13 protein-coding genes are annotated in these 18,741 nt (G+C 62.1%); 3 read left to right on the top strand and 10 right to left on the bottom strand.

Annotation, left to right across the window (positions count from 1 at the left end; translation table 11 throughout):
* Position 1: 1 nt before the first annotated feature.
* Positions 2 to 433, bottom strand: a complete 432-nt coding sequence (locus G7016_RS13565) for a hypothetical protein (protein WP_181115022.1) — start codon at positions 431 to 433, stop codon at positions 2 to 4.
* Positions 434 to 456: 23 nt separating this feature from the next.
* Positions 457 to 1,224 carry a COG4705 family protein gene (locus G7016_RS13570; RefSeq protein WP_181115024.1) on the bottom strand — a complete coding sequence of 256 codons (768 nt, stop codon included), beginning with the start codon at positions 1,222 to 1,224 and terminating at the stop codon, positions 457 to 459.
* Between the two features lie 222 nt (positions 1,225 to 1,446).
* Between G7016_RS13570 and G7016_RS13575 the strand changes: the two genes are divergently transcribed.
* The 3 genes from G7016_RS13575 to G7016_RS13585 all read left to right on the top strand — a co-directional run bounded on the left by G7016_RS13575 (position 1,447) and on the right by G7016_RS13585 (position 5,790).
* The gene (locus G7016_RS13575; RefSeq protein ID WP_181115026.1) at positions 1,447 to 2,364 is read left to right on the top strand and encodes an NAD-dependent epimerase/dehydratase family protein; all 918 of its coding nucleotides are present in this window, start codon (positions 1,447 to 1,449) and stop codon (positions 2,362 to 2,364) included.
* Between the two features lie 203 nt (positions 2,365 to 2,567).
* Positions 2,568 to 3,626: a glycosyltransferase family 4 protein gene (locus G7016_RS13580; RefSeq protein WP_181115028.1), complete on the top strand. Its 1,059-nt coding sequence runs from the start codon at positions 2,568 to 2,570 to the stop codon at positions 3,624 to 3,626.
* 4 nt (positions 3,627 to 3,630) lie between these two features.
* Positions 3,631 to 5,790, top strand: coding sequence for an amylo-alpha-1,6-glucosidase (locus G7016_RS13585; protein WP_181115030.1), 2,160 nt, complete (start codon positions 3,631 to 3,633; stop codon positions 5,788 to 5,790).
* A 113-nt stretch (positions 5,791 to 5,903) separates the two neighbouring features.
* Here G7016_RS13585 and G7016_RS13590 read toward each other — a convergent pair whose 3' ends face one another.
* From G7016_RS13590 to G7016_RS13625, 8 genes are all read right to left on the bottom strand, one after another.
* A complete protein-coding gene (locus G7016_RS13590) occupies positions 5,904 to 6,470 on the bottom strand; it encodes a GNAT family N-acetyltransferase (RefSeq protein ID WP_181115032.1) in 567 nt (188 codons plus the stop codon).
* A gap of 258 nt (positions 6,471 to 6,728) precedes the next feature.
* Positions 6,729 to 8,723 carry a M10 family metallopeptidase C-terminal domain-containing protein gene (locus G7016_RS13595; RefSeq protein ID WP_181115034.1) on the bottom strand — a complete coding sequence of 665 codons (1,995 nt, stop codon included), beginning with the start codon at positions 8,721 to 8,723 and terminating at the stop codon, positions 6,729 to 6,731.
* A gap of 115 nt (positions 8,724 to 8,838) precedes the next feature.
* A complete protein-coding gene (locus G7016_RS13600; RefSeq protein WP_181115036.1) occupies positions 8,839 to 9,537 on the bottom strand; it encodes a polysaccharide lyase family 7 protein in 699 nt (232 codons plus the stop codon).
* A 234-nt stretch (positions 9,538 to 9,771) separates the two neighbouring features.
* The gene (locus tag G7016_RS13605; RefSeq protein WP_181115038.1) at positions 9,772 to 13,854 is read right to left on the bottom strand and encodes a bifunctional nitrate reductase/sulfite reductase flavoprotein subunit alpha; all 4,083 of its coding nucleotides are present in this window, start codon (positions 13,852 to 13,854) and stop codon (positions 9,772 to 9,774) included.
* 249 nt (positions 13,855 to 14,103) lie between these two features.
* Positions 14,104 to 14,715 (bottom strand): DUF3237 domain-containing protein, encoded by a 612-nt coding sequence (locus tag G7016_RS13610; RefSeq protein ID WP_181115040.1) that lies wholly within the window; start codon positions 14,713 to 14,715, stop codon positions 14,104 to 14,106.
* A gap of 30 nt (positions 14,716 to 14,745) precedes the next feature.
* On the bottom strand, positions 14,746 to 16,605 hold the full coding sequence (locus tag G7016_RS13615) for a CocE/NonD family hydrolase (RefSeq protein WP_181115042.1): 1,860 nt from the start codon (positions 16,603 to 16,605) through the stop codon (positions 14,746 to 14,748).
* Between the two features lie 25 nt (positions 16,606 to 16,630).
* Positions 16,631 to 17,425: a TorF family putative porin gene (locus G7016_RS13620; protein ID WP_181115044.1), complete on the bottom strand. Its 795-nt coding sequence runs from the start codon at positions 17,423 to 17,425 to the stop codon at positions 16,631 to 16,633.
* 190 nt (positions 17,426 to 17,615) lie between these two features.
* Complete coding sequence (locus tag G7016_RS13625) at positions 17,616 to 18,719, bottom strand: polyamine ABC transporter substrate-binding protein (RefSeq protein WP_181115046.1); 1,104 nt, start codon at positions 18,717 to 18,719, stop codon at positions 17,616 to 17,618.
* Positions 18,720 to 18,741: the final 22 nt, after the last annotated feature.

The raw sequence follows: 18,741 nt of genomic DNA on the forward strand, positions 1-18,741 counted from the left end.
GTTAATGCTTGCCCTCAAGATCGCTGAATGTACTCAGCAGGTTAGTCATCGCAGCCTCGCAATCACTCTGCGCGGGGCTGTTGGCCCGAAGCGCATCCAGGGCCTTGTCGATCGCCTTGTCCAGGCGGTGCCAGTCCGACGCCGCGCGAGGCTTGATCCCCGCCTCCGCTTCATCCCACGACAGTTCCAAATCCTTGATGCGGGTTTTCGCCCCAGGGAGGTCGTTTTCAGCGACCCGCCTGGCGACGTCCTGGGCAATGCTTTTGAATCCACTCAGGTCACCGAGCTGGGTGCCTTGAACCGCCTGGACGGATGGCACCGCAGCGGCTGCCTTGGTATCGCTGGGGGGTTTGGAGCAGCCGCCGGACAATATCATGGCTGTCATCAGGGACAGCATCGCAACACGGTTGAACGTAGTTTTCGACAAGCACATAGAAACTCCGATGATGAGGGCTATCAGGGGGTATTTTTTTGCTTTTGCTGGCTGGCGTGGATCTGCGCAACGGCGACCAGCAGCACAATGACGGTGAGAAAGACCGCGCTGGTCAGGGCGGCGCCCATGCCCAGGCCTCCATACTGCTTCGCCTGGGTCAGCAAATCGCCCAGGGAGGCGCCAAAGGGGCGCGTGAGGATGTATGCCACCCAGAAGATGAACACGGGGTGTGCGCCCAGACGATACGCGGCAAAGGCTACCGCCAGCAGGGCACTGAATACGCACGCACCTATCGTAAAGCCCAGGCCAAGGGCTTCGGTCGCCAGGTCACCGGCCGCTGTACCCAGCGCAAACGTGCACAGCACCGCCAACCAGTAAAAAAGTTCTCTACGGCGCGTGGTGATCGCCGCGATCGAAAGGGTCTGTTCCGTCGCATACCATGCCCAGAAAGTGGCAGCGAGGGCGATAGCAAAGAGGGCCGTGCTGGTGTAGAGGCTGACATTCAAGCTGTCTGTGAGAATGTCAGTGATCTGGGTACCCACAATGCTCACCAGCACAACGCTCAGCCAGTAGAGCCAGGGCGTATAGGCCCGGGTGCGCAGCTGGCTGGCCAGCACTATGGCAAGCAGCGCGAACATCGCCGCAGTGGTAGGCCCTTGACCGAACCCCGCATCCACCGCCAGGTAGTCTGCCGTGGTTTCGCCCACGGTGGTGGACATGATCTTGATCACCCAGAACGAAAGCGTCACCTCTGGGACCTTGTTCAACCAGGCGGTTGCATGCTGCTTCATCGTCTTCCCCTCAATACAGGCGCCGGCAGGCGTGCAGCACAATCTACTGGCGAAGACTTAGCCGGGGCTGAGGGGCTACGCTTGTTAGGGCCTACCCGGCGCGCTGACTGCGGTGCCCGCTGCACTCTGCGAGAGCGTCCGTTCCCACGGGAGCACCCCCGCACGACAACGCCCATTCCAATGGTCGGCCTACACGCTATCGCCCACAGAGGTACATCCCTGATGCAGAGCACTCCTTTTCCAAGGGCCGTCCTGGTCACTGGCGCCACCGGTAATCTGGGCCGAAAGATGATCGAGGCACTGGCCCGGGTACCGGGCTGCGAGCGCATCGTAGGGCTTGATTTGAATACCGCCCAAGTCGCATTCTCTACCACCGCCCAGGCGCGACTGACGTTGTTGCAAGCGGACCTCGCCGACGCCAATGGCAGCTGGCGTGGCGCCCTGGCGGGGATTGAGGCCGTGGTGCATTTTGCCGCCGCCAGCCCTTTGCCCGATTCGAGTTGGCAGGACGCTCTGGCGTCCTGTGACATGACCCTGAACCTCCTGCAGGCGGCGGTCGAGCACGGGGTACGCCGGCTGGTGTTCGCCTCTTCCAATCATGCGATGGGGGCGTACAAGGACGAGCCCTATGCCGCCGGCCTGGGCCCGGGCATGCTCACCACCGAGCTATCCCCCGCTCCCGGCACCCGCTGGTTCGACGGGGCGCGTGAGGTTCACTCTTTGGCCTACGGCAGCTCGAAGATCACCTGCGAGAAGCTCTGCAGCGCCATTGCCCAGGCCACGGCTGGGACGCTCAGCTGCGTGTCGATTCGGGTAGGATGGGTGCTGCCGGGGGCGAATGACCCCGCCGATATTACGCATTCCGGCGCACCCGGCAGCAAGGCCGGGCAGGACCACCTTGACAGCTCCGCCGAGCGCGCACTGCGCTGGTTCCGCGGTATGTGGCTATCCAACCGGGACTTCGAGGCGCTGTTCCTCGCGGCCCTGGGCGCCAGCGCCGCGCACTGGCCAGCCTCGCACGTGATCATCAATGGCGTATCCGCCAACTACGGCACGGTCTGGGACCTCAGCGGCGCACGGGCCTGGCTTGGCTACCAACCGGTGGATGATGTTTATCAAGGCCTGAACCCGACTGGATAACACACTGCGAAGACAGAGGTAGCTGCGGCCGGGGTTTGGCCCGGCCGCACACGCCGACCCTGTTCAACGCCACCCCGCAGGCTGGGTTGAACTATTGACGGTACGCTTACTCTCCTGTTGGCAGCGTCCCTAAAATCCAGCCTGCTAATCGCCGGTCGCCTTTGCCTTTTCTGACTCTGTTTACTCATCAACGGAGACAGACAATGAAGATTGCGCAAATAGCCCCTCTGTACGAGGCAGTACCGCCACGCCTCTATGGCGGCACTGAACGGGTGGTCGCTCATTTGACCGATGCACTCGTCGACCTTGGCCACCAGGTCACACTATTTGCCGCAGGCAGCGAAGGAACGAAAGCCACACGGGTAACGGGGCGAGCCCACCCACTCAGGCTCGACCCGGAACCGTTCAAGTCCGACCTTGCAAGCCACCTCAGCATGCTGCACGACGTCAAGCGCCGGGCCCATGAGTTCGACATCGTGCACTTCCATATCGACCTGCTGCACTTCCCGTTTTTCGAAACCATGGCCGATCGCACGCTCACTACGTTGCACGGCCGCCTCGACATGAACGACCTGAGCGGGGCGTACCAGCGCTGGAGTGACTTTCCGCTGGTGTCTATTTCCGACCATCAGCGCATTGCGCTGCCGCATGCCAACTGGCACGAAACCATTCCTCACGGCCTCGCCCTGGACGCCTATACGCCCAGTTACCGAGCCGGCGGCTACCTGGCGTTTCTAGGGCGTATTTCCCCAGAAAAACGCCCCGACCGTGCCATCGCCATTGCCATTGCCGCCGGCATGCCGCTCAAGCTCGCGGCCAAGGTGGATAACGCGGACAAAGACTACTTCGATGCCGTGATCAAGCCGATGCTCGACCACCCGCTGATCGAGTTCCTTGGCGAGATCGACGATGCCCAGAAAAGCGAATTCCTCGGCAATGCCCAGGCGTTGCTGTTCCCGATCGACTGGCCGGAGCCCTTTGGGCTGGTGATGATTGAGGCCATGGCCTGCGGCACACCCGTGATCGCCTGGCGTTGCGGGTCGGTACCCGAAATCATCGACGAAGGCGTAACCGGTTTTATCGTCGACAACGAGCCCCAGGCCGTTCGTGCCATAAGCCATGCGCTGGAACTGGACCGACGTCAGGTTCGCCGCACGTTCGAGGCGCGGTTCTCGGCGCAGGTGATGGCCACGCAGTACGTTGCCTCTTACGAAAGAGTCCTGGCCTCGCAACCGCTGATCCCTTTCAAGCGGACGGCCTGAGCCAATGCCCACGCGCTTGACCTATGGCGAGGCGGCGCTGCATCCCTCTGAGCCGGGCACCGCCGTGCCCGAGGGTATCTTCGTGCTGCTCAGCGATGACACCTTGCACGTGGCGGACGCCTACGGCGACGTTTACGGCGGTGAAGACGGCTTGTTCCGCGACGATACTCGGATATTGTCCCGCTACCGCCTCACCCTGGCCGGTCAACGGCCTTCCTTGCTGTCGGCAAAGGTCAGCCAGGACAATGTTTATTTCATTTCGCACCTGACCAACCATGCACTCCCGGCGCTGGGAGAGGACAAATTGCCTCAAGGCGTGTTGCACATTGAACGCAAACGGCTGATCTGGGACCAGCGCCTGTTCGAGTGCGTCAGCCTGGTCAATTACAGCGATCGCTCTTCGGTGGTACCTCTGCGGCTGGAATTCGCGGCCGATTTCAGGGACATGTTCGAAGTCCGGGGTGCGCGCCGGGCCAGCCGAGGGACCCAGGCAGTGCCTGTGGTGGGCGCCCGGCAGGTGAAGTTTGGCTATGTAGGGCTGGACCGCAAAAAACGAGACGTCGCCATCAGTTTTTCGACGTCACCTGCTCGCCTTGATGAGCGCAGCGCCCTGTTTGCCATCAAGGTGGCGGCGCGCGCCCAGGAATCCCTGTACATCGAAATCGGCGCAGCGCCCGAAATACCGTCCCGGCTGCGGTTCCGCGCCGCTGCGGCGCGGGCCCGTAGTGCGATGAAGGCCAAGCAGCGACGTGGCGCAACCTTCAAGGTGTCGGGCAGGCTGTTTCAGGGCTGGCTGGACAAATCCCGCGCCGACCTGGCGCTGCTGACGTCCGACCTCCCCACCGGCCCCTATCCCTACGCCGGCACCCCGTGGTTTTCGACGCCGTTCGGGCGAGATGCGGTCATCACGGCGTATCAGCTGTTGTGGATCAACCCAGCGATGGCCAAAGGCGTGCTGGGCTATCTTGGACTGCATCAGGCCCGGGAAGTGTCCACGTTTCGGGACGCCGAGCCAGGCAAGATCATGCACGAGACCCGCAAGGGCGAAATGTCCTCGCTCAACGAATTGCCCTTTGGGCGCTACTACGGCGGGGTCGATACCACGCCGCTGTTCGTGATGCTGGCGGGGGCTTACGCACGGCGTACCCTGGACCATGCCTTTATCGAAACGCTGTGGCCGGCACTCGAGCTGGCGGCGCAATGGATTGAAAGCAACGCCGTGAACAACAGGGATGGCTTTGTCAGCTATGCCCGCGGTGAAACCAGCGGGCTCGCCAACCAGGGCTGGAAAGACAGCCATGATTCGGTATCCCTGGCCAACGGCGGTTCACCTGAAGGGCCGATTGCGCTGGTTGAGGTCCAGGGCTACGCCTATGGCGCCTACCTGAGCATGGCCCAGCTGTGCGAAATGCGCGGGCAACCCGAGCCTGCGCAGCACTGGGCCGCCCGGGCCGAAGCCATGCGCGAAGCCGTGGAGCGCTGCTTCTGGATGGAAGAGCAGCAGTTTTATGCTCTGGCCCTGGATGGCCGGGGCAAGCAGTGCCAGGTGTGCGGCTCCAACCCCGGGCACCTGTTGTTCACTGGGCTGCCGCGCCCGGAACGCGGGCGGCTGGTGGCCCGCAAACTGCTCAGCCCGCCACTTCACAGTGGCTGGGGTGTGCGCACGCTCGGCATGGAGGAAGCACGGTACAACCCGATGTCGTACCACAACGGCTCGGTCTGGCCACACGACGTGGCCCTCTGCGCCGCAGGCATCGCCCGATATGGCGGGCAGGCCGGGGCAGAGCAGCTGTTGTCCGGGATCTTCGAAGCGGCAGTGCACTTCGACATGCGCCTGCCTGAGCTGTTTTGTGGCTTTGCCCGAACCGCCCCATGCGAAGCACCCACGCCGTATCCAGTGGCCTGCCTGCCACAGGCATGGGCAGCAGGGTCGGCGTTCATGTTGCTGCAAGCGTGCCTGGGCATTCAGATCGATGCCCGCCAGGCTCGGGTAATCGTCACCGACCCGCAACTGCCGGCCGGGATCGACTGGCTCAAGATGCGCCACCTTCAGTTCGGGGACTACAGCGTGGACATTACCTTCCAACGGGTCGGGGATCGGGTAAGTGCCTATATCGAACACCAGAGCGGGCCCACACGGGTGTTGATGGATATCCGGATTTGATGGCCATGGAACTAGCAACTTCGGATGAAGTACAAGCCCTGCCGAAACTTCCACGACAACGCATCAATCGAACAGCTGGATAAATAAATAGCCCGGAATTATTACTTAAAGCCCTACTGCAAGACATACTCATGAAATACCCTGGGGCCATGTTGCTCGTCTTGCCGGCTGGTGAATCCCATACTGTCGGCAAGAAACTGCATTTCCTGGTTGCCGGAAGCGTCCATCGAGGAAATTTTCCGAAAGCCCTGGCGCGTGGCAGTGTCCATCAAATGTTGCATCAACGCAGTTGCCACACCTCGGCGCTGCCAGGCCTCGGACACCGCTATCGCAAACTCGCAGTGCGCATCGCCTTCAAAGGCCCCATAGCGGGCTGTTCCGATCTGTGCCAGCTTGTTCCCCTCGTAAGCAAGGGCGATGTAGGCCATGCGATTGGGGGAGCCCACATCCATAAGCTGATTGTGCGTTCCGTGGAGGTCGCTGAACGAAGCGAGGAACCGAAAATGCGGAGTATCCTTGCCAAGGGCCTCGAAAAAAAGAAGGTCCCGTTCCCGATCCGACGAAGCAAGCTCACGGATAAGTATCGGAGAGTCGTCCTTCAAGGACTCCAGCCAATAATCCCCTTCCAGGCCGTTAGTTTCGTCATCGAATCGCTTTATAATACCGGCATTATAACTCATGCAAATTCCTCCTGAATTTAGTTCAACTTCCATTGCAGCATAGGCTTACGCGAACTTTAAATACGGTTTATTTATAAAAGCGGAGCCATTTCAGACAGTCGGTAGCCGCTTCGCATAGCGCAAAAGCTGAAATGCAGTAATGCATGAAATAAGCGAGTTAATTATCAAAAACTTAGGGCAATCAAACGCCATTCAAATGAATGACAACCATTGGTGGCACCCACAGATAAACGTCGTACACATGAACGCGGGTAGTGCTCACCCCATCGGATTGGCAATACCGAGCATTTCAATCCGGGGCTCGGCGACCGCCGTCGCGGCGAACAGAAAATCGCTGTCATCAAGTTCAAGGCCGTGGTTGCCGGCCAGGGAAACCTCGAAACGATGCCCGGCCCCGTCTACCTGGAAGTTTTTGAGGTACGTTCGGTCCAGCGTTGCGCTGTAACTCACTTGCAGCGTATCGGCCGTTCCGTCGCCCAACCTGGTAAAGCCCATAGCTGCCAGGTCGATACGGTCGTCACCGTCCACATAGTCGATGATCAGGTCTGCCCCACTGGTGGTGGCGGTGCGATAGCTGTCTTCAAGGGCAACGAAGCGAAAGAGGTCTTCGCCCGCTCCTCCCACCAGCCGGTCGCGGCCACTGCCCCCCACCAGCACGTCGTTTCCCTCTCCCGCGTCCAGGCGATCATTCCCGGCGAGCCCCTCCAACACATCCGGTAGCACAGTGCCGTTCAGGCGGTCGTTCCCCGCAGTGCCCTGCTTCAGCACAGGCGCAAATACCAAGGTGTTTGAATCCAGCGCCCCGCTGAAGTCCCCTTCAAGCACCAGTTCGAACCTGTGCCCTTCAGCATCCGGCTGGAAGCTTTTGAGGTAAGTGCGGGTACCGTCGGCGTTGGTGTGTATCGCCAAGGTACCCTCGCGGCCATCGCCCAAGCCGGCAAAACCAAGAGCGATGAGGTCTATGCGGTCCTCGGTCGGATCAAAATCGCGGATGCGGTCCGCAGCGTTCCGGGTGGCGCTGCGGTAGCTGTCCTCGACCGAGGCGAAGCGGAAGATATCCGCACCCTCCCCACCCACCAGCACATCCCGGCCGCCATTACCCTGCAGCAGGTCGTCACCCCCCAAGCCGCGAATTGTCTCGCCTTCAGCCAAGCCTTGCACGTCGTCCGCTACCCGGCTGCCGTCCACGTGGTACCTGCCATCCGGGCTGGCAAAGGTCGTGTCCAATTGCCCGTCGGCCGTCAGCCGCACCACGGCGTAGTCGCTGCCTCCGTTTACCTGGGTGTCACCGCCAAGCAGGAGCTTGCCGTCGGCCTGCGCCGTTACCGCATAGGCGAAATGCGCCGAACCTTGCGGGTTTACCGTAGCCACTCCGCCAGCCCCAAAGGCGGTGTCCTTGCTGCCATCAGGATCAAGGCGCACCACGCTGAACGCCTCGTCGGGATTGCTACCGGCGATCACGATCTTTCCATCGTTCTGCACCGCCAGGGCACCGCGAAAGTCCGCAAGGTCTTGAGCGTCGAACACCACCCGCCCTTGCTCACCGAACCCGGTATCGAGTGTTCCATCGGCGTTCACCCGCACCAGCCCAGGCCGATAGGTGCCGTCTACAAACAGATCTCCGCCCAAGAGGTACTGATCATTCTCCAACGGCAAGGTAAACGCCTTGAACGCAAAGTTTATGGTCTGATCCACGCCCACGATGCCTTGATCGCCAAACGTGACATCCGCCGTGCCGTCAGGCTTCAGCCGCAGCAGTTCTACCTGCCCTGCAGTGGTGCTGCTGACCAGCAACGTGCCGTCCGGGCTTGCATGAAGATGGGTAAGGTCCGGATCGTACTCATCCGGGATCGCCGCCCGGCTATTAGCGGCATAACTGGCATCGGGCGTACCGTTCGCTGCGAAACGCAGCACGGAGAGGTCCCAGGATTCGCCGCCGGGGTTGGATTGCAACGCCAGGGTGGTGTCATCGGGCAGTACTGTTACTCGGTAGCCGGTCGCGTCGAGCGCTGTGCGGCCGTCGTCGCCGAAGCCGGTGCTCACGCGGCCATCGGCATTAAGCCTTACTTGCGTTGTGGCAGCGGCTCGCGGGGGACCGTCGAACACGCTGAGCCCGACGACGTTGATGCTGCCATTGGCTCGCACGGCCAGGCTATTGAAGAAATCCTCGGAAGTCGCCATGTCCAGCAAGGCAATGCCCGGCGCGGTTCGGCTGAGATGGGAGGCAGCGGCAGGCAGGTCAGCGGTCGACATGGTTCGATCCTTCTGTAGAGGACAGTAAGCCGTTCACGACACGCTTTACAGTAGTGCGCCGGGCCAGAGATGCCACTCCCTGGCTGCGCCGCCCATCCGCTGCTTCCCGGCCGCCCTATTGCGCCGCCACCGGTGCAGCCGTGGCCTTGGCATTATGCTCGGCCACCAGTTTGTAGAAGGTCACCTGCCCACCTTCGGTGGCATAGCCGGTGTTGTCCTGGGTGTATACACCGGCCTTGAAGTACAGGTCCTTGGTTTTCCATCCGGGGTCGAGCTTGTAGCTCCATTGCGCGCCAGCGGCGTTAACCAGCAACTGGCCGCTCGGCGTGAGGTGAATGGTGTAGGTGATACGCGTGGCCAACGGCACGTTGGAGGCGATGTTGATCACCGTGGGTTCATCCTGCTCGGGCGTTGGCCGTAGCTTGGCGACAATATTGCCAAGGCGCTTGGCGTCCTTGTACTGGTATTCCACCTTCAGCAGCGGCTCGTTGCTGCCGTACTGGTGGATCTGCCCGATCACTACTTTGCCACTGGAAGGCACCTGGTTCACGCTGAGGCTGGCGCGCAGGAAGTTATCGGCATCGGGGTACTTCCAGTTATGCACCCGGCCGTCCGGGAAGGTCTCGCGCAATTCCGAACGTGGAAACTTCGCGCTTTTCGTCACCGAACCGGTCACCGGCGCCCAGAAGAACAACGTACCGGAGTCGCTATGGAAGTAGCTGTCCCGGTAGCCAGCGGCCAGTGCTGGCGTATCGACTGTCATCGCCGGGCTTCCAACCGGCACACTCAAGTTCCAAACAGTTAGGTCGATCATGGAAATTCACCTTCAAGGCAGGTATCCATCGAAAGAAGCCGGGGCGCATCAGCGGGCGGGAACGCCCGTCCCAGGTGCGTTACTGTTTAGAGAATGAGCAAAAGATGAATGACTGCATGGGCGCATGCCCGCCTGTCCGGTGCTCGCCAAGTGCTTGATTTATTGGATCCTCAAAAAATGCCGTTAGTCGGCTCACGGTTTCGGCTGTGGGAACCGCCTTTCCCACTACAGCTTTTAATACACGTCCCGCAGATATCGCTTCTGTTGCGCCAACGTTCGGATATAAGCCTGGGCCATTTCGCTGGTATAGCCACCGTGGGTTCGAGCGATGTCGCAGAGGGCTGTTTCCACGTCCTGCGCCATGCGGCTGGCATCTCCACACACATAAAGCGAAGCGCCTTCTTCCAGCCAACGCCATAACTGCGCGCCCTGCTCGCGCATGCGGTCCTGCACGTACAGCTTGTTGGCCTGATCGCGGGAAAACGCGAGGCTGAGAGAGGTCAGCAAGCCATCGCTGTGCATCCCCTCCAGCTCTTCCCGGTAGTAGTAATCCGACGCGGCGTGCTGTTCGCCGAAGAACAACCAGTTGCGCCCGGTGTGGCCCAGGGCGCGCCGTTCATGCAAAAACCCACGAAACGGCGCAATGCCGGTGCCGGGGCCGATCATGATCATCGGCGTGTCACCCTGTGCAGGTACGCGGAAGTGGCGCGACGCTTGAACGAACGCTTGCACATCGTGGCCGAGTGCGCGGTCAGCGAGGTAGGTCGAGGCAACCCCCTTGCGCTGGCCGTAACGCACCGTACCCACCGTAAGGTGTACCTCGCCGATGTGCGCGAGAGGGCTGGATGCAATGGAATACAACCGGGGCTGCAAGCGTTTCAAGCTTGCCAGCAGCTCGGGGGCCGCATGGCTGGCGGGAAACTCCCGAAGCACGTCGGCCAGCTGCCGGCCCCATAGCCAATCCTTGAGCGCGGAACGGTTCGGCCCGAGCAGTTCGCCCAGCGCCGTATTGCCGCTTCGCTGCGCCACAAGCGCCAATGCTTCAGGGGTTGGCCTGGCGATTTCATAGTGGTCCATAAGGGCTGTGCGCAAGGGTATTTCGCCTGCGCTGGGCACGACCACTGGCTGCGCGCCATCGAGCCCGCTGTGATCGAGGATTTCTTCGACCAGCTCGGGGCAGTTACGCGGCCATACGCCAAGGGCGTCGCCGGCTTCATAACGCAGGCCGGAGTCGCCCAGCGAGAAAATCAGTTGCCGGGTGTCTTTGCTGGAGCCTGCTTTATTGAGCTTTACGCTATGGGCCAGGCGCAATGCGGCGGGGCATGCCTTGGTAATGGCGGGTGCGGCCACCACTGGGGGTGTATCGGGCTTTTCGCCAAGGCCTTGCCCTAGCCCGTCCAGTAACTTGTCCAGCCACTGGTGCGCGGTGTCATCGGCGTCGGCCTCGCAATCGAGCCGCGCGACCAGGCGCTGCGCACCCAACTCTGCAAGGCGCTGGTCCAGATTCTTGCCGTGCTGGCAGAACCGGTCGTAACTGGTATCACCCAGCGCCAGCACGGCATAGCGCAGCTTCGCCAGGTTTGGCGCCCCCGTGTTGAGGGTTTCCCAGAACACCTGCCCGTTATCGGGTGGGTCGCCGTCACCGAAGGTGCTGCTGAGCAACAACAGGTTGCTCGCCTTCTCTAATTGTTGTGCAGGGTAGCTGTCCATGGGCGCCAGTTCCACGCTGCAACCCGCCACAGTCAGGCGCTGAGCGAAGCGTGCGGCGAGGGCTTCGGCATTACCCGTTTGCGAAGCCCATAACAGGGTGACCGGCAATGCGCCGGGGTTGCCCGCAGGCACCGCCAGGGGCTCGGCGGCCAGCCCGGCCGTGCGACTGAACATTCCAGCGAGCATCCCATCCAGCCACAGCCGCACAGGGGCGGCTAACGGCGCGCTTGCGGGCAAGCTCGGTATGCCAGCGTTCGGGTTGGCACGCAGCCCCCCGATGAAGCCGCCCATATAGGTGCGCTCGGCATCGCTCAGCGGCGGAGGGGCACACTGCTGTACCCCGATCAGGTTGGCAAAGGCGTCGATAGCAGCCATGTCGGTTTCCCTGGACGAAAGCGAAAGGTGGGCCTGTGCCTCTTCATGAACCGAGGTTTCCAGAAACTGGTGGTCGAGCAGGTCTACGCGGCTGAGGCTGACCGCACAGAACTTGAATTCGGGCTGTTGGGAAATCGGGTCAATCGCGTCGTTGGTGACCGCATTGATCGCCAGGTTCTCGCCGTAGAGGTCATTCCAGTGAAACGGTGCGAAGCAGGCACCTGGGCGCACGCGGTCACTCACCAGCACAGGCAACACCGCGCGGCCACGGCGCGAGCGCACTTCAAGGTGATCCTTGCCCTTCACGCCCAGGCGCTCGGCGTCTTCGGGGTGCACTTCTATGAAGGGCCCCGGGTTCAGCTTGTTGAGGGTGGAGATCTTCCCGGTCTTTGTCAGGGTGTGCCATTGGTGCTGCACCCGGCCGGTGTTCAGTACAAACGGATACGCCACGTCGGGCAGCTCGGCCGGCGGCATATACGGCCGCGCAAAAAACCGCGCCTTACCGTTTGCCGTAGGAAACGCCAGCCGCGGTTGGCTGCCATCTTCGCGCACGGCCAGCGCCTGGCTGATGCCATTGTTAAGGTAGCGGATCGGTGAACGACTGCCGTCGGCCTCCCCCGCGCTGGGCCACTGTACGGGGCCTTGGCGCAACCGTTGATGGCTAACGCCCCGGATGTCATAACCGGTGCCCGGGTTGTGAAAGCGTTTGATCTCTTCGAACACATCCGCCGCGCAGCTGTACGAAAAACCCTCGGCATAGCCCATGGCACAGGCGACTTCGGCGATGATACGCCAGTCGGCCATCGCTTCCCCAGGCGGCTGCACGGCCTGCTGCATGAGCGTAAGGTTGCGTTCGGAGTTGATCATCACCCCTTCGGCCTCGGCCCACAGCGCGCCGGGCAGCAGTACGTCCGCATAGCGGTTGGTCTCGGTGTCGAGGTAGGCATCCTGGGTGATCACCAGCTCTGCCCTTTGCAGCCCCTCGATCACCTTGGCGCGGTTAGCCACGCTGGCTACCGGGTTGGTGCAGATGATCCAGCAGGCCTTGACGCTGCCGGTGGCCATGCTTTCGAACAATGCAACGGTGCCCGACCCCAGCCGGGTGTGCAGCGTGCCCTCCGGGATGCCCCAGGCGCGCTCCACGAAGGCACGGTCCTCCTCCACCAGTACCGATCGTTGCCCTGGCAGGCCAGGGCCCATGTAGCCCATCTCGCGCCCGCCCATGGCATTGGGCTGGCCGGTGAGTGAAAACGGCCCACTGCCGGGCTGGCAGATCTTGCCGGTGGCCAGGTGCAGGTTGCACAGCGCGTTGGTGTTCCAGGTGCCGTGGGTGGACTGGTTCAGGCCCATGGTCCAGCAACTCATCCAGGCCCCGGCCTCGCCGATCCACTGCGCCGCCTGGCCAATCGCTTCGGGCGCCAGGCCGGTGATCTGCGCTACCGCTTGCGGGGTGTACTGGGACAGGAATTCCGGCAGCTCGCCCCACCCTTCGGTGAATTCGGCGATAAACGCCGCGTCGGTGTGGCCGTTGCAATGCAACAAGTATAACAGGCCATTGAGCAGGGCCAGGTCGGTGCCCGGGTTGATCCGCAGGAACAGGTCGGCTTTTTCCGCCGTGGCGTTGCGGCGGGGGTCCACCACGATCAGCTTCGCCCCGGCCTTCACCCGGTCCATCATGCGAAGGAAAAGAATCGGGTGACAGTCGGCCATGTTCGCGCCGATCACAAAGAACAGATCGGCCTTGTCCAGGTCGTCATAGGCACCGGGCGGGCCGTCGGCGCCCAGCGACAGCTTGTAGCCGCTGCTTGCGCTGGCCATGCACAGGCGGGAGTTGGATTCGATCTGGTTGGTGCCGATGTACCCCTTGGCCAGCTTGTTCACCAGGTACTGGGCTTCCAGAGACATCTGCCCGGACACATAAAAGGCTATTGCGTCTGGCCCGTGGGTGTCGAGGATGGCACGCAGGCGCTCGGCCGTATTTTGCACTGCCTCGGCCATGGGCGTACGCGCCGGCTCCAGCGCCCTTCCTGCGCGCAGGTAGGCGTGGGCCATGCGGCCAGAGCCCTCCAGCGCCTGGTGGCAGGTAGTCCCCTTGGTGCACAGGCGGCCGGCATTGGTGGGGTGCTGCTTGTCCCCTACCACTTTGCTTACCCGCCCCTCCTGCACCTGCATGACAATGCCGCAGCCAACGCCGCAGTAAGGGCACACACTTCGAATCGTTTGTTCCGTCACGGCCTTTTCTCGCCCCCTTTAAAAACGAAAACGCCATGCGGCCCTTCTGAATGCTTCAGAGGGCAGCACGGCGACGTTGTCGTGTTGGGGTGATCGACGTTGACCACGGGCAGGTTGTAGCAATGGCTATGCCATGCACGGCAACCGCCCGGGGTACGGGCCTTGAACGGTAAACACAAGGAGTGTGTTGCTGTTCAAGTGCACCATCAGGCAGCGCTGTGCTGGCCTGCGGTGCAGAACCGGGCCGTGTTACTGGCCGTCTACGCGATAAACGCTGATCAGCACCTCATGCTCGCTTAGCCCATCGATAGTGCCGGTGAAGATATAGTCGTTCATCCAGGCGTGCGCGCCGGGCTGGGTCTTGAAGGACGGCGTGGTGCGGCAATAGAAGTCGGTCTCCTTCATGTCCCGCAGCCCCAGCCCCTTGGCTTTCTTGGCCTGGCCCGATGCGTTGAGGCGCCAGATGCCGGCGTTGTCGATGAGGATGATCTGGCCGTCGGAGGTTTTCAGCCGGTACAAGGCGTTGATCAGCGTGACCCCGTCGGCGCGGGTCACGGACATGTCGGCGCCGCCCGGTACCACGGTGCCTTCGATGGGCTTGCCATCCAGGTCCTTGCCCACGAAGGTGCCACCGATGATCGGGTAGTTGATGCGATGCCCGTCCGGGCTGTTACCCATATCCTCTTGCGGGCCGAGGTTCACATCGATCTGCAACGCCAGGTCGTGGCTCAGGCGGTTCGGGATCTTTTCCTTCAATTCCAGCGCCTGCGCCGGCGCGCTGAGGGCGGCCAACGAGGCGGCGGCCAGGCCCAGGCTGGCCAGGGTATTGATCAAGCGTGAAGCGGATGCGTACGTGTGCATGTGCAAATCCTGTGGTCAGGGTATCAGTGGTTATTTCAGTGGGTCTGGCCGGCACGGTTGCTTGAGCAGCGAGCCGCACGCCGGAAGCGCTGGGGGTACGGCTACGTCAGTCAGCTCGCCCAGCACCAACTGCGAGGGGTGCGCGTCGTCATGCAAAACGGTGTTGCGGCTGGGGATAGAGAAGTAATCGAAGCCATACCCGCCAGTGCCCGAGGGCGTGTCGATCCACAGGCGCAGCCGCGAACCTTTGCGGAAGGGATGGGAAAACGGCGGGATCTCTACCCGGCCGAGTGCGGGCACATTGGGCAGCATCGGCTTGATGCCGTCCGGGTCATCCAGCAGCCAGGGGCGCAGTGCGGTGGAGCGTGCAGCGTCCAGCTTGCGCAACGACATACGCAGCCAGCCACGCTGCACATACACCTCCTGGCCATCCGGGCGAACTTCAGTGACCGTCACCTGCACGTCGGTATCTGGGGCGAGGAAGGTGGTAAGCCACAAGTCGACGCTGCCCGTGCCATAGCTGAGGAAGTCCCGTTCGAACGGGGCGCTGGTGTAGGCCAGGCTGCCTTGCTTCCAGGCCGGATGCTGCGGCCCCCAGGCGTTGTCATTGAGGTAGGTATTCACGTCCGGCCCGGGGATAGGGTAGCCATAGCTATCGCCAGCTCCGCTGCCCTTCCCGTCCCTTACCAGCGCACCGTGTTCACCCAGCGCGAAGGTGGCCGGTTTCACGCGTAGCGGGTAACTGTCGCGTTCCACCGTCCAGCTCGGGGCCGCTGTTTCATTAGGCTCATGACGGCCGCCGTCGCGTTGGGCGGCGATGGTTTCCTGCCACAGTTCTACCCTGGGGCTGTGCTCGAAGCCGTTCTGTTCACCCTTTACAAAGTGATCGAGAAACGCGATCAGTTTCTGCCGGAACCGCTCGGACTCATACAGGTTATGGCCGCCGCTGGACTCCACCTGCCACAGCTGTTTCGGGGCCAGGCGCTCCTGGTAATACCCCTCGCGTGCCAGCACCGCTTCGTCCTGCCAGGTGTGCATGGCCAGCACCGGCACCTTGATGCGGTCGGCATGGTCGCGCGGGCTGCGCTGCTGCGCCCAGTCGTCGCGCAGGGGATGGCGCAACAGGTTGTACATCAGCGACGTGCTCACCACCTTCGCCTGGTTCTCGCTCACCCGCGCCAGGCAGCGGCTGTCGTTCTCGGCCTTGGCACTGGCCTTCACCGCTTCCCAACGCATGTCCACGAACCAGTGCCAGGACGTGGTGAATGCCTGGTTCGGTACCCCGCCCGGGGCCCAGCTGTCGCTTCGTGCATCGCCTATGACCATGCCAGGGGCGATGGCCTTGAGGTGCGCAGGCTGGGCCTCCGCCGTCATCAATTGGGACATGCCCGCCCACGACCAGCCAAACATGCCGATGTCCCCGGACGACCAGGTTTGGGCCGCGGCAAACTCGATCGCATCGCGGCCATCGGTGCCGTAAGCCGGGCCAAGGAAATCGAAGGTACCTTCCGAGCAACCCGTGCCGCGGGCCTGCACCCCCATTACTGCATACCCCCGCTCGACCAGCGCCTTGTCGGTCGCCACGGAGAAGGTCTCGTCATCATGCAGATAAGCCGGCCCGCCGATGCTGCCCGAATCGTACCCGCTGTAGCGCACCACCACCGGGAAGCGGCCCTCCCCTTTGGGCAGCAATACCGAGTAGCGCAGCGCTGTACCGTCGGCTGCCTTCAGGTAACCGGTGACCCGCTTGCCCCAGAACGGCTGCCAGCTACGCTGTGGTCCCGCTTCCGCGCCCGGCTCCTGGGCATGCGCTGGCAGGCTGGCGACAGCGGACAGTGCGAGTGCGCAGGCGCCCAGGCGCAGGGTGTGTTTGAGTGTTCTAACGACCATGTGAAGCCTCGACTAGACAGCGCGATCAGAAGGATTTGATGACGGAAGCCACTACTGTGGCAGAACAGTCGCCTGCAGCGCCGAAGGCTGAATAGCACTCGGCCTTGGAAAGGTCGGTGTCGATATACGCTGCTTTCCAGGTAAGCCCCAGGAAGGGTTTGCTTATCGCCACTTGCCAGTCGCGGTAGGTGCTGCGGAACGAGCCATTGCCCGACTGGTAGGCAAGGTCATCGTGGGTATCGGTGTAGCCGTAGCGGGCGTTGAACAGTACTTGCCAAGGCAACGGCGCGGTGTACTCCAGCCACGTCACCACGCGCTCCTTGTCCCTGGGCTTTATGGTGATGCCATAGGGCGCAAGCTCGGCTGCCAGTGCCGCGCGGGCGGGTGGGTTCTGCAGGTCATTGGTGTACTTCACTCCAAGCGTGGCGCCGTAGAACCCGACCGTGCCGATCCATTCGTGGAAGTTCACCCAGCTGTCTTTGGGATAGTCATACGCCACGTACTCCAGCGAGAACCGGGTATGTTCCGTCAACGGCCGGGCAATACCGGCGTAGTAGTCGAATTCGCGCCGGGTATCAGTACCGAAATCCACATTGCTGGTAAATACGCCGGCGAACAAGCCGCTGGGTTTATGTACCAGCGTCGCAGCACTCATCAGTGCCGGGTTGCCTTGAGTCAGCGAAAACCCGCCCACGCGATAATCGCTGGCGGCGATCACATCGACGCTCAGCATCGTCTCGGGGGTGATATCGAAGGCGTAGCCAGGGGCTGACAGGCCGATGGACGCCAAGCCCAGGGCCAGGGAAACCAACTTGTTCATGTACTTCTGCTCCGATTGTTTTCGTTTTGAATGGCAGAGGAAACGCGGACAGCGGTGTTGTTGTTATGGGTGTTTCGTTCTGGCTAGTGCCAGTTGCCAAATCGCAGGCAACGGCTAGCCCTCCGAGGCCTCGTGCGATGGGCCTCGTGTGGCGTTGCAACTGGGGTGGATCAGTGGGTGGCGGCGTCACTCACACATCAGAGCGAATCCTGTTCCACAAGCGGGTCATCAATCGCTGCACCTTCAATCCCGGCGGCTCGATCTGGAACAACTTGCCGCGGTCTTTCTCCGGCACGAAGAGGTTTTCTTCGGCGCGAAGCGCAGGGTCAATCAGTGAAGTACTCGCCGGGTTAGGGTTGGGGTAACCGATCTCGTTGCTTACCTTGGCGATCACTTCGGGCTGCAAGAGGTAATCGATGAAGGCATGGGCCTGGGCAAGGTTTTTCGCGCCCTTGGGGATTACCATGTCGTCCGACCACATCAAGGTGCCTTGGCCGGGTAAAGCCAGCCTGATGTCATTGCCGTTGTGCGCCGCCAGCGCGAGATTGCGCGCCGCCAGCACGGCGCCCGACCATCCCAGCGCCACGCAGATATCACCGTTGGCAAGGTCTTGCGGGTACTTCGCCGAATTGAAGTAGCGCACATACGGCCGGATCGACTGCAATAGCGCGGCGGCTTTGTCGTAGTCGGCGGGGTTGGTGCTGTTGGGGTCCAGGCCCAGGTAGTTCAGCGCGATAGGGAAGACTTCGCTGGGGCTATCCAGGATGGCGACGCCACATTGGCTGAGCTTGGTGATGTTTTCCGGCTTGAACAGCCAGTCATAGTTACGCATGTCCACGCCTTGGCCCAGCACCGCCTCCACCTTGGCCTGGTTGTAGCCCAACAGTGTGCTGCCCCACAGATACGGCACGGCGTAGCGGTTACCCGGGTCGAGCGGCTCGCGCTGGTGCATCAGCGTGCTGTCCAGTTCATGCCAATGCGGCAACTGCTGGCGTTCGAGCGGCTGGACCGCGCCTGCCTTGATCAGCGCGGGCAGCTGGCTACTGCTGGGGAACGCCACGTCGTAGCCCGAATTACCCGTGAGCAGGCGCGCCTCCAGGGTTTGCGGGCTGTCGAAGATGTCGTACACCACTTCGATGCCGGTTTGTTGCGTGAAGCCCGCCAACACATCCTTGGGCAGGTACTCGATCCAGTTGTAGATACGCAACTGCCCCCCGGTGGGTTCGGCCTGCGCCGCCAGCGCGGTACCGGTGAGCAACAGCGCGGCAAGGTGAAGCTGCAGCAAACGTTTCATGAATACCTCCCCGAATCGGGTC

Origin of the sequence: Pseudomonas japonica (genome assembly GCF_013522925.1) — a bacterium.
GTDB lineage: Bacteria > Pseudomonadota > Gammaproteobacteria > Pseudomonadales > Pseudomonadaceae > Aquipseudomonas > Aquipseudomonas japonica_A.

Coding starts and splice junctions, on each gene's coding strand:
- G7016_RS13565 (WP_181115022.1), bottom strand. CDS start 433: ATGTGCTTGTCGAAAACTACGTTCAACCGTGTTGCGATGCTGTCCCTG.
- G7016_RS13570 (WP_181115024.1), bottom strand. CDS start 1,224: ATGAAGCAGCATGCAACCGCCTGGTTGAACAAGGTCCCAGAGGTGACG.
- G7016_RS13575 (WP_181115026.1), top strand. CDS start 1,447: ATGCAGAGCACTCCTTTTCCAAGGGCCGTCCTGGTCACTGGCGCCACC.
- G7016_RS13580 (WP_181115028.1), top strand. CDS start 2,568: ATGAAGATTGCGCAAATAGCCCCTCTGTACGAGGCAGTACCGCCACGC.
- G7016_RS13585 (WP_181115030.1), top strand. CDS start 3,631: ATGCCCACGCGCTTGACCTATGGCGAGGCGGCGCTGCATCCCTCTGAG.
- G7016_RS13590 (WP_181115032.1), bottom strand. CDS start 6,470: ATGAGTTATAATGCCGGTATTATAAAGCGATTCGATGACGAAACTAAC.
- G7016_RS13595 (WP_181115034.1), bottom strand. CDS start 8,723: ATGTCGACCGCTGACCTGCCTGCCGCTGCCTCCCATCTCAGCCGAACC.
- G7016_RS13600 (WP_181115036.1), bottom strand. CDS start 9,537: ATGATCGACCTAACTGTTTGGAACTTGAGTGTGCCGGTTGGAAGCCCG.
- G7016_RS13610 (WP_181115040.1), bottom strand. CDS start 14,715: ATGCACACGTACGCATCCGCTTCACGCTTGATCAATACCCTGGCCAGC.
- G7016_RS13615 (WP_181115042.1), bottom strand. CDS start 16,605: ATGGTCGTTAGAACACTCAAACACACCCTGCGCCTGGGCGCCTGCGCA.
- G7016_RS13620 (WP_181115044.1), bottom strand. CDS start 17,425: ATGAACAAGTTGGTTTCCCTGGCCCTGGGCTTGGCGTCCATCGGCCTG.
- G7016_RS13625 (WP_181115046.1), bottom strand. CDS start 18,719: ATGAAACGTTTGCTGCAGCTTCACCTTGCCGCGCTGTTGCTCACCGGT.